Source organism: Ensifer sp. YR511 (assembly GCF_900103045.1).
GTDB classification, from domain to species: domain Bacteria; phylum Pseudomonadota; class Alphaproteobacteria; order Rhizobiales; family Rhizobiaceae; genus Ensifer; species Ensifer adhaerens.
Genome location: NZ_FNGR01000027.1, coordinates 34,415 through 47,133, shown reverse-complemented (window position 1 = coordinate 47,133; position 12,719 = coordinate 34,415). Strand labels below are relative to the sequence as shown.

At 59.8% G+C, this 12,719-nt stretch carries 16 protein-coding genes; 15 read left to right on the top strand and 1 reads right to left on the bottom strand.

What is annotated here, in order from left to right; all coding sequences use genetic code 11:
* Positions 1 to 12: 12 nt before the first annotated feature.
* Positions 13 to 1,545 carry a hypothetical protein gene (locus tag BLU15_RS29900; RefSeq protein WP_090300432.1) on the top strand — a complete coding sequence of 511 codons (1,533 nt, stop codon included), beginning with the start codon at positions 13 to 15 and terminating at the stop codon, positions 1,543 to 1,545.
* 186 nt (positions 1,546 to 1,731) lie between these two features.
* On the opposite strand, the gene BLU15_RS29895 is transcribed toward BLU15_RS29900, so the two are convergent.
* Complete coding sequence (locus BLU15_RS29895; protein WP_060582382.1) at positions 1,732 to 2,094, bottom strand: helix-turn-helix domain-containing protein; 363 nt, start codon at positions 2,092 to 2,094, stop codon at positions 1,732 to 1,734.
* Positions 2,095 to 2,187: 93 nt separating this feature from the next.
* Here BLU15_RS29895 and BLU15_RS40240 point away from each other — a divergent pair, with 93 nt between their 5' ends.
* The 14 genes from BLU15_RS40240 (at position 2,188) to BLU15_RS29825 (ending at position 12,646) form a co-directional block, all read left to right on the top strand.
* Positions 2,188 to 2,709, top strand: a complete 522-nt coding sequence (locus BLU15_RS40240; RefSeq protein ID WP_090300486.1) for a hypothetical protein — start codon at positions 2,188 to 2,190, stop codon at positions 2,707 to 2,709.
* Between the two features lie 2 nt (positions 2,710 to 2,711).
* Positions 2,712 to 3,383, top strand: coding sequence for a lytic transglycosylase domain-containing protein (locus BLU15_RS29885; protein WP_060582383.1), 672 nt, complete (start codon positions 2,712 to 2,714; stop codon positions 3,381 to 3,383).
* Positions 3,380 to 3,679, top strand: a complete 300-nt coding sequence (locus BLU15_RS29880; RefSeq protein WP_060582384.1) for a TrbC/VirB2 family protein — start codon at positions 3,380 to 3,382, stop codon at positions 3,677 to 3,679. Before BLU15_RS29885 ends, BLU15_RS29880 begins: the two co-directional genes overlap by 4 nt.
* Before the next feature lie 4 nt (positions 3,680 to 3,683).
* Positions 3,684 to 4,019, top strand: coding sequence for a VirB3 family type IV secretion system protein (locus BLU15_RS29875; RefSeq protein WP_060582385.1), 336 nt, complete (start codon positions 3,684 to 3,686; stop codon positions 4,017 to 4,019).
* A complete protein-coding gene (locus BLU15_RS29870) occupies positions 3,994 to 6,378 on the top strand; it encodes a VirB4 family type IV secretion/conjugal transfer ATPase (RefSeq protein WP_176960395.1) in 2,385 nt (794 codons plus the stop codon). The genes BLU15_RS29875 and BLU15_RS29870 overlap by 26 nt, the downstream gene beginning before the upstream one ends.
* Complete coding sequence (gene virB5 / locus BLU15_RS29865) at positions 6,378 to 7,076, top strand: P-type DNA transfer protein VirB5 (RefSeq protein ID WP_090300430.1); 699 nt, start codon at positions 6,378 to 6,380, stop codon at positions 7,074 to 7,076. Before BLU15_RS29870 ends, virB5 begins: the two co-directional genes overlap by 1 nt.
* On the top strand, positions 7,073 to 7,303 hold the full coding sequence (locus tag BLU15_RS29860; RefSeq protein ID WP_060582387.1) for an EexN family lipoprotein: 231 nt from the start codon (positions 7,073 to 7,075) through the stop codon (positions 7,301 to 7,303). The genes virB5 and BLU15_RS29860 overlap by 4 nt, the downstream gene beginning before the upstream one ends.
* 3 nt (positions 7,304 to 7,306) lie before the next feature.
* Positions 7,307 to 8,242, top strand: a complete 936-nt coding sequence (locus tag BLU15_RS29855) for a TrbL/VirB6 family protein (RefSeq protein WP_090300428.1) — start codon at positions 7,307 to 7,309, stop codon at positions 8,240 to 8,242.
* A gap of 38 nt (positions 8,243 to 8,280) precedes the next feature.
* A complete protein-coding gene (locus tag BLU15_RS40235; protein ID WP_090300426.1) occupies positions 8,281 to 8,556 on the top strand; it encodes a hypothetical protein in 276 nt (91 codons plus the stop codon).
* Between the two features lie 4 nt (positions 8,557 to 8,560).
* Positions 8,561 to 9,232 carry a VirB8 family type IV secretion system protein gene (locus tag BLU15_RS29845; protein ID WP_060582390.1) on the top strand — a complete coding sequence of 224 codons (672 nt, stop codon included), beginning with the start codon at positions 8,561 to 8,563 and terminating at the stop codon, positions 9,230 to 9,232.
* Positions 9,232 to 10,086, top strand: a complete 855-nt coding sequence (gene virB9, locus BLU15_RS29840) for a P-type conjugative transfer protein VirB9 (RefSeq protein WP_090300424.1) — start codon at positions 9,232 to 9,234, stop codon at positions 10,084 to 10,086. The genes BLU15_RS29845 and virB9 overlap by 1 nt, the downstream gene beginning before the upstream one ends.
* A gap of 9 nt (positions 10,087 to 10,095) precedes the next feature.
* Entirely contained in the window at positions 10,096 to 11,268 is a 1,173-nt protein-coding gene (gene virB10 / locus BLU15_RS29835) for a type IV secretion system protein VirB10 (protein WP_090300422.1), read from the top strand.
* A gap of 10 nt (positions 11,269 to 11,278) precedes the next feature.
* Positions 11,279 to 12,271: a P-type DNA transfer ATPase VirB11 gene (virB11, locus tag BLU15_RS29830; protein WP_060582405.1), complete on the top strand. Its 993-nt coding sequence runs from the start codon at positions 11,279 to 11,281 to the stop codon at positions 12,269 to 12,271.
* A 99-nt stretch (positions 12,272 to 12,370) separates the two neighbouring features.
* Positions 12,371 to 12,646: a hypothetical protein gene (locus tag BLU15_RS29825; RefSeq protein ID WP_060643727.1), complete on the top strand. Its 276-nt coding sequence runs from the start codon at positions 12,371 to 12,373 to the stop codon at positions 12,644 to 12,646.
* Positions 12,647 to 12,719: the final 73 nt, after the last annotated feature.

Sequence of the window (12,719 nt, the reverse complement as noted above, 5' to 3'; positions counted from 1 at the left end):
CTAGGAGTACAGATGAAGCAGGCGGCGAACGAGCGCGCGGAGCATTTACGGGCGATTTCGCGTGAACGGCTTGAGGCGCTTGTGCTGGAACGTGCCGAGAGAGACGAGGGCTTTGCCCTTTGGCTCGATGCCAGGTTCGCGGCTTCGGTAGCTGACGAGGCAAGCGCGCTGCTCGATCCGGTGCCGTTTCGTCGTCGCGCCGAAGCGCTTTTCGCTTCGACCGGTTCGGGGCGGCATCGGCACAGTTGGGGCGAACGGTCTGCGGGTATCGATGAAGCGGCGCTCGAACAACTGATTGACGAGGCTGAACCCCTTCTTGCTACCGGGCGCGGCGCCCATGCATTAACGATCTTGAAGCCCGTTGCCTCGGGGCTGGCCGCATATTGGCCGGAAAACGCCGATTGGGATGAAACCCTGCACGAGTTCTTTCCCCGGCTTGATCAATTGATCGCTCAAGCCGCCCTCATGGATGGTGTCTCACAGGAGGCGCGCGATAACCTCGCCGATGAATTGGCCGACTGGCAGCGCGAACTCGCAGAATTCGGCGCCGACGATGCCTTTGCTACTGCCATTGCAGCTTGCATGCAGGGCTGGGACGAGCCAGGCCTTCAGGCGACGCTCGCAGGGCTTGGGCAGAGCTGGCCGCCTGGAGGAGGTAGCGATCCGCTCGATGCCGATCTGACGCGGGCCCGACTTGCCGCGCTCGAAGCCATGGGGCGTGGTGAGCATTTCCTCAACCTTTCCCGTGCGGCTGGGTTTCATTGCGACCATGCTGTGAAGCTGGCGCAGATGGGGCGTGTCGGTGAGGCGGTCGCGCTCGCCCATGTGCGCCTAACCTCCCATGGTGATCTCTTGCGGCTTGTCGAGGTCGTGGCTTCTGTCGGCCGGGTGGAAACCGCGTTCGACCTTGCTGCCTGGGGGCTGTCGCGAGACGGGCGCGACGAAGGCGAAGAAAACTGGCATCACAGAACAGGCAGGGCAATGCTGGCACGCTGGCTGCGCGAAAAGGCGCATGAGGTAGGCAATCGGGATATGATGTTCAAGGCAACGCAAGTAGCCTTCGAAGAAAGCCTTGCACGGGAAGATTTCCGCGTGGCCAAGAAACTCGTTGCTCCGCCGGATTGGCCGAAGTTGCGCGAATTGCTGCTTGCGGCGCTGACGGCGGCACCTTACGCCTATGAGCGGATCGAAATCCTGCTCGACGAGGACTTGGTCGCCGACGCCGTTGCTTGCATCGACCTGCAGGAAACGCGTTTCTTCAGTCCACGTGACCCTACGCTGGGTCGACTTGCTGAACGGGCATTGGCGGATCACCCCGATTGGGTGATTGTCCTTGCATACCGCATGGCCGACCCGATTATGTCTAAAGGAAGATCAAGCCGCTATGACACGGCCGCATTGTGGCTCGGGATTGCCGCCCGCGCGTATAAGGCTTGCGGGCGGTCCGGCCAGTGGCTTGCGTACCTTGATGGGCTTATCGAGCAGCACCGGCGCAAGCACAAGCTGCGACCGCTACTGGAAGAGCTGCGGCGCACGGCCAAGTGATTAAAGTACCTCTTGGGATATCGCGATGCAGGCATTCGCCTGACGGCCGCCGAAAAGCAGACCTGGATGGCCGAGTTGAATTTATCGGCCCCAAACCTACGCCTTCTGAAAGGTCACGATGCTGCGCGTGCTGGTTCAACGCCGCCGTCGCGTGATGCTGTTAGTGTCGTAAAAAAATCACTAAGTTCAAGGTTTTTGCTGCTCGGGACTTAACCTCAGGCGATCGAAAACGTCCGGGCAGAACTCAAACTGCCTCGCAGTTCCTCGTCCCATCGAATTCTTCACAATCGTTTCGGTCAATATCCCCCGCGCGATCAGAGGATCGATCGATTCCGCCACAGCATTGCGCGTCAAACCGGTAATTTGGCTTATATTCGAGAGCGTTAGCTTTTCATGGTTTTGATGCATCATATAGAGCACCGTCATCATTCCGACCTGCTTCAAACGCGATTGCGGCGTCTCTCCCTCAACCGGTTTGTCGAAAACTTCCTGCAGTGCGTAAGCCGAAAACAGCTGGCTCTGCCAATGGGCATTAAGTGCGCTTGTCATTTTTTATACTGTCAGATATATGATTGTAAAAAGCGTCGCGAAATTGCGCCGCTATTAGGATTGCGCACAATCGCGTTGGTGAAGGTGGTGGCCATGAACAAGTCTCTTACACGGGCATTTGTCACTGCAGCCAGTTTAGCGCCATTCTATCTTGTTTTCGAGAGTAAAGCGCAGGCGGGCGAATGGGGGTGCCAGGTTATCCTGTGCCTTTCCAATCCGAGCGGTCCGACGCAATACGCGGAATGCCGGGCGCCAATCCACAGGCTCTGGCGCGCGCTTGCAAGAGGGCGCTCCTTTCCCACTTGCGGCAGCGTTGGGTTTCAGGCCTCGCGTCCTCGATACGACCCCTATTATTGCAATGACGGTTATCGCCTGACAACGCGGTATGGAGACCATGGGCTCGAAGCGAGTTGTATCTCGGCCACGCAACAGACCGTCTCGAACGCTGAATGCTACTCCAACGATGATCGGATGAACTCATCGGCAGCGTGGCGGCGGAGAGACGGCCGTACACAGTGTCAGCGCTATGTGACGACTCGACCGAACATCCGCCCCCAACCCCATTACATCGACGTGATCATCGACGGGGTTGGCAAGCAACGAGTGTGGTACTGAGCATGCCTGTTGCTTTCCTCGATTTGGCGCAAACGTGCGCACCCACAATTGCAAGCGAGACGCTCGCCGCCATCGTCAGCCTTGAAAGCCGGTTCGAACCCTTCGCCATCCGGGTCAACAGCGGCGCGACACTCTCGGTGCAGCCCACAACCAAGGTGAAGGCGATCGCAATCGCCACGTCATTGGCAGCCGAGCGGCACGACATACAGCTCGGCCTCGGCGGCATCGGCATGGAAGAACTCCGCAAGCTCAATCTATCGATTTCAGATGCCTTCGACCCATGCCGCAACCTTCGGGCCACGGCCACCATTCTCGATGGGTACTACCGGCTGGCGGTGAAAGCGGGCGCTGACCCGAGCCGGGCCGAACAGGTGATGCTGCACTCCTACTACGGACGAAACGATCCATCTGTCGGCGCGATGGTCAGGTACGATGAGCAGGTCCGCCAGGAAGAAAGCCGGCTCGCCAGCACCATCACGACGCTCATGATCGAAGATGATGGACGGGAGAGGGAGCTCAACGAAGCGCCTCTTGTCGAGGCGATCGGCGATGCACGTAAGGACGAGGCCCTTGCCGATCAAACGGCGTCGGTGCCGTCCTGGGACGTTTTCAGATCGAGACGGAGGTCCTCCGTCCTCGTGTTTCAGAACAGTCATATGGAGGAGAGTGAATGACTTTCAGCGCCCGTATCCGCCCGATCGCCGCATCCGCCGTAATGGCAACGGCCATCCTGGCATCCATGGTCGAACCTGCCTTCGCGCAGGCGGCCGGCATCGAAACCGTGCTGCAGAACATCGTCGATATGCTGACGGGCAACATCGCCAAGCTTCTGGCCGTCATCGCGATCATCGTGATCTGCATAGCCTGGATGTTCGGCTACATGGATCTGAGACGGGCAGGGTTCTGGATCATCGGCATTGGCGGCATCTTCGGCGCTACCGAACTCGTGAACACCATCGTCGGAAGCTGACGCCATGGCGAGTTCGCGGCTTGAGGAAGACACGCTGTTCATCGCTTGCACCCGGCCGGCGATGATCGCGGGCGTGACGATGGAAGCCATGGGTATGAACATCATGCTGACGACCATTCTTTACATCGTCGCCGGCTCGATCGCCTACTTGGCTGTTGGCGTCGTCTTTCACCTCATTTTCCGCGCGCTCGTCAAACACGACCACAACATGTTCCGCATCTTGCTGGTTTGGGTGGAGACGCGTGGCCGGTCGCGCAACAGCGCCTTTTGGGGCGGAGCGACGCTTAGTCCCCTGAAGCTCGCCCGGAAATACGATGAAAGGGACCTCGGATTTGCCTAGCCTGACCACACTCAGATCTCGCGAACTCGGTCCGGAGACCTTCATCCCCTATGTCCGCCATGTCGACGTGTCGACGATCGCGCTCGGTTCCCGGGCGCTGATGGTAATGATCGCGCTCGAAGGCGTCTCTTTCGAGACCGCGGATGTTCTCGACCTGAATGCTCTGCATCGGGACCTCAACACGCTCTATCGGAACATCGCCGACGAGCGGCTTGCCTTGTGGACTCATCTCATCCGCCGTCGCGACAACAGCTATCCGGAAGGCACGTTCACCACACCTTTCTCGGCGGCGCTCAATGATAAGTATCGCGCGCGCATGGTTGGGGAGGACCTGTTTCGCAACGACCTCTATCTGACGATCCTGTGGTCTCCGGCCCGCGATCCGTCCGACAAGGCGGCAAGGCTGCTGGCGCGCTTGCGTCGGGCACGTCAGGCCGGGGCCGAACTAGACGAGGAAGCCCTCAAGCAGCTCCGCGACAAGGTCATCGATGTCACAGCGGCGTTGAAACGCTTCGAACCGCGCGTGCTGTGCCTCTACGAACGTGACGGCCTGTTGTTCTCGGAGCCGAGCGAAGTGCTGCATCAGTTCGTCGGCGGCCGTCGGGAGCCGATCCCGCTGACGGAGGGGCGTATCGCCTCGGCGATCTACTCGGATCGTGTCATTGTCGGCCGCGAGACAGTCGAGATCCGGCACGAGGCCGAAAGCCGCTTTGCCGGCATGCTGAGTTTTAAGGAATATCCGGCCAGAACTCGGACCGGCATGCTCGACGGTGTGCTCACTAGTCCCTTCGAACTGATCCTGACGCAATCCTTCTCCTTCGTCTCGAAAGCGGACGCCCGCGTGATCATGGGCCGCAAGCAAAACCAGATGGTCAGCAGTGGGGACAAGGCGGCCTCGCAGATCGAGGAACTTGATGGGGCGATGGACGATCTGGAGTCCAATCGGTTCGTGCTAGGCGAGCACCACCTGACGCTTTCCGTCTTTGCACCATCGGTGAAGGAACTGACCGACAATCTCGCCAAGGCGCGCGCCAGCCTGACCAGTGGAGCCGCCGTCGTCGCGCGCGAGGATCTCGGCCTCGAGGCGGCCTGGTGGGCACAACTACCAGGGAACTTCCGCTATCGCGCCCGGTCCGGCGCGATTACGTCGCGCAACTTCGCGGCGCTCGCACCATTCCACTCCTACCCGATCGGTCGGAAGCACGGCAATGAATGGGGACCTGCCGTCGCTCTTCTCAAGACGGCGTCGGGGTCACCGTACTACTTCAATTTCCATTATGGCGATCTCGGCAACACTTTCGTGTGCGGACCGTCCGGTGCCGGCAAGACCGTGCTTTTGAACTTCATGCTGTCGCAGCTCGAGAAACATGACCCGCATGTTGTGTTTTTCGATAAGGACAGGGGATCTGATCTCTACGTGCGCGCCGCCGGCGGCACCTATCTGCCGCTGAAGAATGGTGCCCCGACCGGGTGCGCTCCCCTGAAGGCACTGGAACCGACGCCGGACAACAAGGTGTTTCTGACGCGCTGGGTCGGCAGGCTTGTCGGCTCGGCGACACGGGAACTGACTGTGACCGAGCTCCGCGACATCGCCTCCGCGATCGACGGCCTTGCCGACTTGCCGGTGGGGCGCCGGACGATCGGCGCGCTCAGGACCTTCCTCAACAACGCCGATCCCGAAGGCATTGCCGCGCGACTGCGGCGATGGGAGAGAGGTGGCCCGCTCGGTTGGGTGTTCGATAACATTATTGAGGACATCGGCTTCGACGGCAAATTCGTCGGCTATGACATGACCGATTTCCTCGACAACGAGGAAATCCGCACGCCGCTGATGGCCTACCTCTTTCATCGCGTCGAGCAACTGATCGATGGCAGGCGCATCATCATCGTTATTGATGAGTTCTGGAAGGCGCTCCAGGACGAAGGATTTCGCGATCTCGCACAGAACAAGCTCAAGACGATCCGCAAGCAGAACGGGCTTATGCTCTTTGCTACGCAGAGCCCGCGCGATGCGATCGTATCGCCGATCGCTCATACGATCATCGAGCAATGCCCGACGCAGATCTTCCTACCGAATTCCCGCAGTAACTACGCCGACTATGTCGACGGCTTCAAGCTCACCGAGCGGGAGTATGAACTCATTGCACGCGAGCTCTCCGTCGAGAGCCGCCGATTCATATTGAAGCAAGGACACAATAGCGTTGTCGCCGAACTGAACCTCAGCGGTTTTGACGACGAACTTGCCATCCTCTCCGGCCGCACCGCGAATGTCGAACTCGCCGATGCCATCCGCACAGAAGTCGGCGACCGGCTCGCGGATTGGCTTCCGATTTTTCAGCAAAGAAGGAGATTGAGCTAATGGCTTCTAATCGAATTCACGGCGCGGCAATAGCCGCGGCGCTCATTCTCTGCGCCGGCACGGCAGCCGGGCAGGGAATCCCGGTGATCGACCGAACCGCGATCGCCAAGCACCTCGAGAGTATCGCCCAACTGAAAGCTCAGCTTGATGCGCTCAACCAGCAGATAGAGCAGGCGCAGCAGCTTTACGGCTCGCTCAACAAGATCACCGACATGGCGGATGTTGCCGGCGTCTTGAACGATCCTGCCGTTCGCAAGGCGCTGCCTGAGGACTTTAACGTCATCGAGGGACTGTTCAAGGGAAGCGCAACGGGCGTGTTCGGCGATACGGCCACAAAATTCCTTGAGGGTAATTCGACCTATCGGACCAGCGCAGAGGACTTCTACGCGCAGGAGCTTTCCCGCATTCAGAACAAGAATGCCGGGCAGATGAGCCTAGCGCAGCATATCTACGATGCCGCGGCCAAGCGCGTCGATGGCATTGACCAACTGCGCGAGAAGATTTCGACAGCGGCTGACGCCAAGGACATAGCCGACCTTCAGGCGCGACTTCAGGCAGAAACAGCTTTCCTCCAGGCCGATGTACTGCGCATGGAGGCCCTCCGAATGGTCCAGCAGGCACAGGCACAGGTCGACGAGCAGCGCGAGGTGGAGGACTGGCGCCGACGCATGGATGCAATGAAGGCTGCACTGCAATGAAGGGCCATATCGTTCTTCTCGCTGTCCTATTGGTCAGCTGCTCCGAGCAAGCCGAACGGACCTACACTGTCGACGAACTCATCGCCGACGAGGCTCTGCTGGCCGAAATCATGGCGGCGTGTGGCACCAACCCCGGTGAATTAGGAAATACACCGAATTGTCAAAACGCAGCGGCTGCAGATTTCAAGGCTAGCTTTCGACGCATGCGAAAAGCGCTTGGAGGCTGAGGCATGTATCAGGTCTTCGCCTTCGTCGACGAGCAGTTCAAGGCTCCGCTGGAGACCTTTATCTCCGACGGAACCTCGAACGTCTCCGAGTGGATCTCGGGTCCCCTGACGGCAGCGGTCACGCTCTACGTCGTGCTTTACGGCTATCTCGTGCTCCGCGGCTCGGTCCAGGAACCCATCCTCGACTTCGCATTTCGGACGATCAAGCTAGCCATCATCGCGACGCTGGTGAGGGACGCCGACGAATACCAGACCTACGTCACAGACGTCTTCTTCGACGTGTTGCCGCGTGAGTTATCGCAGGCACTGAACACCGGCGCGGCGCCGAGCGCTACAACGTTCGACAGTCTGCTCGACAAGGGACAGGATACAGCCGTCGATATCTGGTCCCGTGCTACTTGGTCGTCGAGTATTGTGATGGGTATCGGTGGCGCAATGGTGATCGGCGCGAGCTTCACGGTAGCGGCGATCGGCTACGTTGTATCGCTTTATGCCCGGCTGGCGCTTGCCATCGTGCTCGCCATCGGTCCGATCTTCGTGGCCCTGGCGATGTTTCAGGCGACGCGGCGCTTCACCGAGGCGTGGCTGGGACAACTTGCAAACTTCGTGATCCTCCAGGTGCTCGTCGTCGCCGTCGGCTCACTGCTGATCACCTGCATCGATACGACCTTCACGGCAATTCAAGGATATTCCGACGTGCTGATGCGTCCAACCGCGCTCTGCGCCATCTGCCTCGCTGCCCTCTATGTCTTCTATCAGCTTCCGAACATTGCTTCGGCGCTTGCCGCCGGCGGCGCGTCGTTGACCTACGGCTACGGCGCTGCACGCGACGCCCACGAAAGCACGCTCGCCTGGGCGGCGTCCCATACCGCCCGTGCGGCCGGACGCGGTGTCCGGGCCATTGGTCGAACCTTCAGCTCGAAAGGCTCGGGCTCGTGACGCTTTTCGCACGAACAAGAAAAAAGGGCTCTTCAGGAATGATCAGAACATTTCCGCTGCTCTGCATGGCGGCTGCCTTAAGCGGCTGCGCAAAGCTGACGTATCCGCTCCCAAATTGCGATGGCTATTCGCGCCGCCCCCTCAATCGCTCGATGTGGCAGTGGGAAGACAATAGCAACGTCAAACAGAAACAGTCCTATGCGGGACCGGCGACCTCTCAGTCCGTCGCCACCGCGTATGTCGAAGAGGGTAGGGAATCTTTCGCCTTTGCCCAGTTCGACGTCGACGCCTCCTATCGTCCAGGCGGGGGCTGACGCGATGGTCTCCGGCGACGAACTCAAGACATACTTTGACAAGGCGCGGCGCTTCGACCAGGAACGCATGATCCAGGTCGAGCGCTCTTCACGCGTTGCCTGGTCCATTGCCGTCGCGGCAAGCATTCTCGCCGGCGCTTCGATCCTTGCCGTTGCCGGCCTCACGCCGTTGAAGTCGGTCGAGCCGTTTGTCGTGCGTGTCGACAATTCGACAGGCATCGTTGATGTCGTCTCGGCGCTGACGTCGACGGCCGGCACCTATGACGAGGCCGTGACGAAATACTTCGCCGCGAAATACGTCCGCGCTCGCGAAAGCTACGTCTGGAGCGAGGCAGAGGACAACTTCCGCACAGTCGCTCTTCTTTCGACGCAGCCGGAGCAGGCTCGGTTCTCGGCCCTCTATCGCGGCAGCAATCCGGCGTCGCCGCAGAACACCTATGGGCGCGGCGCCACCGCACGCATCAGCATCGCATCGATCTCGCTGATCAATTCGCATGTCGTCTCCGTCCGCTACATGCGCACCATCACCCGCGGGGAAGAAGTCCGGACAACCCATTGGGTTGCGACGCTGACGTTCTCCTATGCAAACGCGCCGATGTCGTCGACGGATCGGCTGGTGAATCCTCTCGGTTTTGCCGTCAGCGAATACCGAGCCGATCCGGAGGCCATCAACTGATGCGGCCTATTTTCATTGCTACTCTCCTCCTTACGACGTCCGCCAGCACGGCATCTGCACTCGATATTCCGCGCGGCGCGGCGCAGGACAGTCGTGTCCGCTTTGTCGATTACCAGCCCTACAACATCACTCGCATCATAGGCTCCTTGCGTTCTTCGGTGCAGGTGGAGTTCGCGGCCGACGAGGAGATCGCCCATGTTGCGCTGGGCAACAGTGTAGCTTGGGAGGTGGCGCCGGCAGGAAACATCCTGTTTCTCAAACCGCGGGAAAATCAGCCGGTCACCAATCTCTCTGTCGTCTCCACTCGGCGCGACGGCTCGACCCGAAGCTACCAAATGGAACTGATGGTGCGGGACGGAAAAGTGGAGGTGGGTCATAACACCTACTTCTACGTCAAGTACCGCTACCCGGCCGATGAAGCGCAGCGGCGCCGCCAAGCTGCGGCGGCGCGAGAGATCGCTGCTCAGTCGAAGGAGGCCGACAATGCCCTGGCCATTCATGAGGGCTATGGTGCTCGGAATTGGCGTTATTCGGCGCAGGGCTCCCAGGCGCTGGAGCCGCACTCGGTCTACGACAATGGCAAGGTTACGACATTTGCCTTCGTCGGCAATCAGGAAATACCCGCGATCTACATCGAGAACTCAGACGGTAGTGAAAGCCTGGTGCCGAAATCCGTAGACGGCAATCTTGTCCTGGCCCACGCGATTGGCCGGAAGTTCATCCTGCGGAGGGGACGGGACGTGCTCTGCGTCTTCAACGAGGCCTATGACCGCGTCGGTATCAATCCGGACACCAACACGACCTCGCCGTCGGTCGAGCGGGTCGTTCGGACTGAAGCCGGCGCGGCGCAATAGGAGACAGTCATGCTTGAGGAAGATGAAAACCGGATACCGGGGGAGCGCGGCGAAACGGTTCCCGGGGGGAGGATCGACAGCAATCCTTTCTTGAAGCGCGGCGCGGTTGCGCTGGCTGTTGTTACCTTTGTCGCTTTCGCCCTGTGGTCGATGAGCGGCGAGCACACTCCGACGGACAGAACCAGACCCGAGCGGGTTGTCATCCGGCAAACGGCGAATTTCGAGCCCGTCAAGGAGAAGATGGAGCCGGTCCAAGCCGTGCCGGAAGTGAAGCTGCCGACCCCGCGCGCGGCAGAGGAGGTGCAGGCCGAAGATCCCCTGCTCGACTCGGCGCGCCGGGCGCCGGTCATGGCCTTCAGCGGTGGACAGAAGAACTCAACGTCGCACCATGAGACCGCGGATCCGGCGGTGCCCGCGGACAGCCATTTCGTGCCGCTTGATGGAAGCATGATGGGTCAGAACTCGGCCAACGCCGACGAGCAGCGGTTCAACGGGCTGCTACGGCCGACCAGGCTTGAGGGCTCGCGCGCCGGCACGCTCGGCAATCGGAACTTCGTAGTTGCAATGGGATCGTCAATTCCGTGCGTATTGGAAACTGCCATGGCATCCGATCAACCCGGCTTCACCAGCTGCGTAATCAACCGAGATGTTCTATCGGACAATGGCCGGGTTGTCCTGATGGAGAAAGGTACGCAAGTTGTTGGCGAATATCGGGGCGGCCTCCAGCGAGGACAGAAGCGCCTATTCGTGCTCTGGAACCGCGCGAAGACCCCGAACGGCGTCATCGTCACCTTGGCTTCGCCGGCAACGGATGTGCTCGGCCGGGCGGGCGTGAATGGCTATGTCGACACTCACTGGTGGGAGCGGTTCGGGAGTGCGCTTCTCCTGTCCATCGTCGGCGATGCCACGAGCTACGCCAACAGTCGCCTGCGTAACAGCGACGTCGACGCTGAGACCACCACAAACGCAGGCCAGCAGGCGGCAGCCATCGCCGTCGAGCAATCGATCAACATTCCGCCAACGCTCAATAAGAACCAAGGCGAGCTCGTCTCGATCTTCGTCGCGCGTGATCTCGATTTTTCCGGTGTTTACGGATTGCGCGTGATCGGGCCGAAAAACAAAATCCTTGACCGCGCGTTGCTGGGAGATGTCCGCCCGCGGTCGGCGCGCGTGACGAAGTAGGGTGCGGGCGATGACCGAAGGTCCTGATGCGACGGTCGTTCGTGAACTGCTGTCTCCGTTCATGCCGTACCTTGACGACCCCTCGCTCTACGAAGTGATCGTCAATAGGCCAGGCCAGGTGCTGACAGAAGGCTCTGGTGGATGGCGGACCCATAATCTGCCGGAGCTATCCTTTGAAAAGCTGATGCGCCTTGCCAGGGCCGTGGCTAGTCTTTCCCATCAATCCATCGATGAAACGCGGCCGATCCTGTCGGCAACACTGCCGGGGAATGAGCGAATCCAGATCGTCATCCCGCCTGCGACCACTCGGAACACGGTCAGCATCACCATCCGAAAGCCCTCGTCGGCCGCATTAAGTCTTGGCGACCTTGAGAAGGGTGGCTTGTTCACTGACATGGCGCCCGGCAGTCACATGGCCGGTGCGACGGACCGGAAACTCATCGATCTGCATCAGACGGGCGCGTGGGCCGAGTTCCTTCGCCAGGCGGTGCTGGCCCGGAAGAATATCGTCATCTCAGGAGCGACGGGGTCGGGGAAGACAACGCTCTCCAAGGCACTCATTCGTCATATTCCGGATGATGAGCGGGTCATCTCTATCGAAGACACGCCGGAACTCGTGATTCATCAGCCGAACCACGCGCGGTTATTCTATTCCAAGGGAGGTCAGGGGCTCGCCAAAGTCGGCGTGAAGGAGCTCCTGGAATCCTGTCTGCGCATGCGGCCCGATCGAATCCTATTGCAGGAACTGCGCGATGGGACGGCTTTCTACTTCATCCGCAACGTGAACTCTGGGCATCCCGGCTCAATCACAACGGTGCACGCTGACTCCGCGAAACTGGCGTTTGAACAGTTGACCCTTCTGGTAAAGGAATCGGAGGGCGGACAATACCTGCAGCGCACCGACATTCGCGAACTCTTGAAAATCGCCATTGACGTCATCGTACAATGCAAGCGCATCGATGGGCAGTTTCGCGTAACGGAAGTCTATTTCAGGGCCCATTGACGAATAGATGTTTAGGAACGGTGCTGGAGCGACGACCTATTTCGTTAGTTCGTCGTGTCGCACATTGCCACACCACACGCTGCGCGGGATAAACATCGAATGCTGGCCAGTGATTTAAGGAACGTGCTTGAGGAGCTCTATAACGCGGGCGCCTATCGGGTGCCGGGAGATGAAATCTACTGGCCACCGGAACTGCACCCGGCGGTCTTTCGCGCCCTGAACATGCAATACATCACGCGAAGAGAGGTAGATGACGGTCGCGTTGAATTCTCGCTGACACAAGCTGGCTACCAGGCGATCAATGCCGAGGTGCCTTGGTCCGTCATCCTGCGGCGGCGACTGCGACATTTTTTCCGCTTCGACAAAGGTCGCTAAGTATTCGCCTCCCTGCTGAAATCCGGAACGTTGATCGGGATCAAAGGAATAGGCCTCTCCACGCACTAAGCTT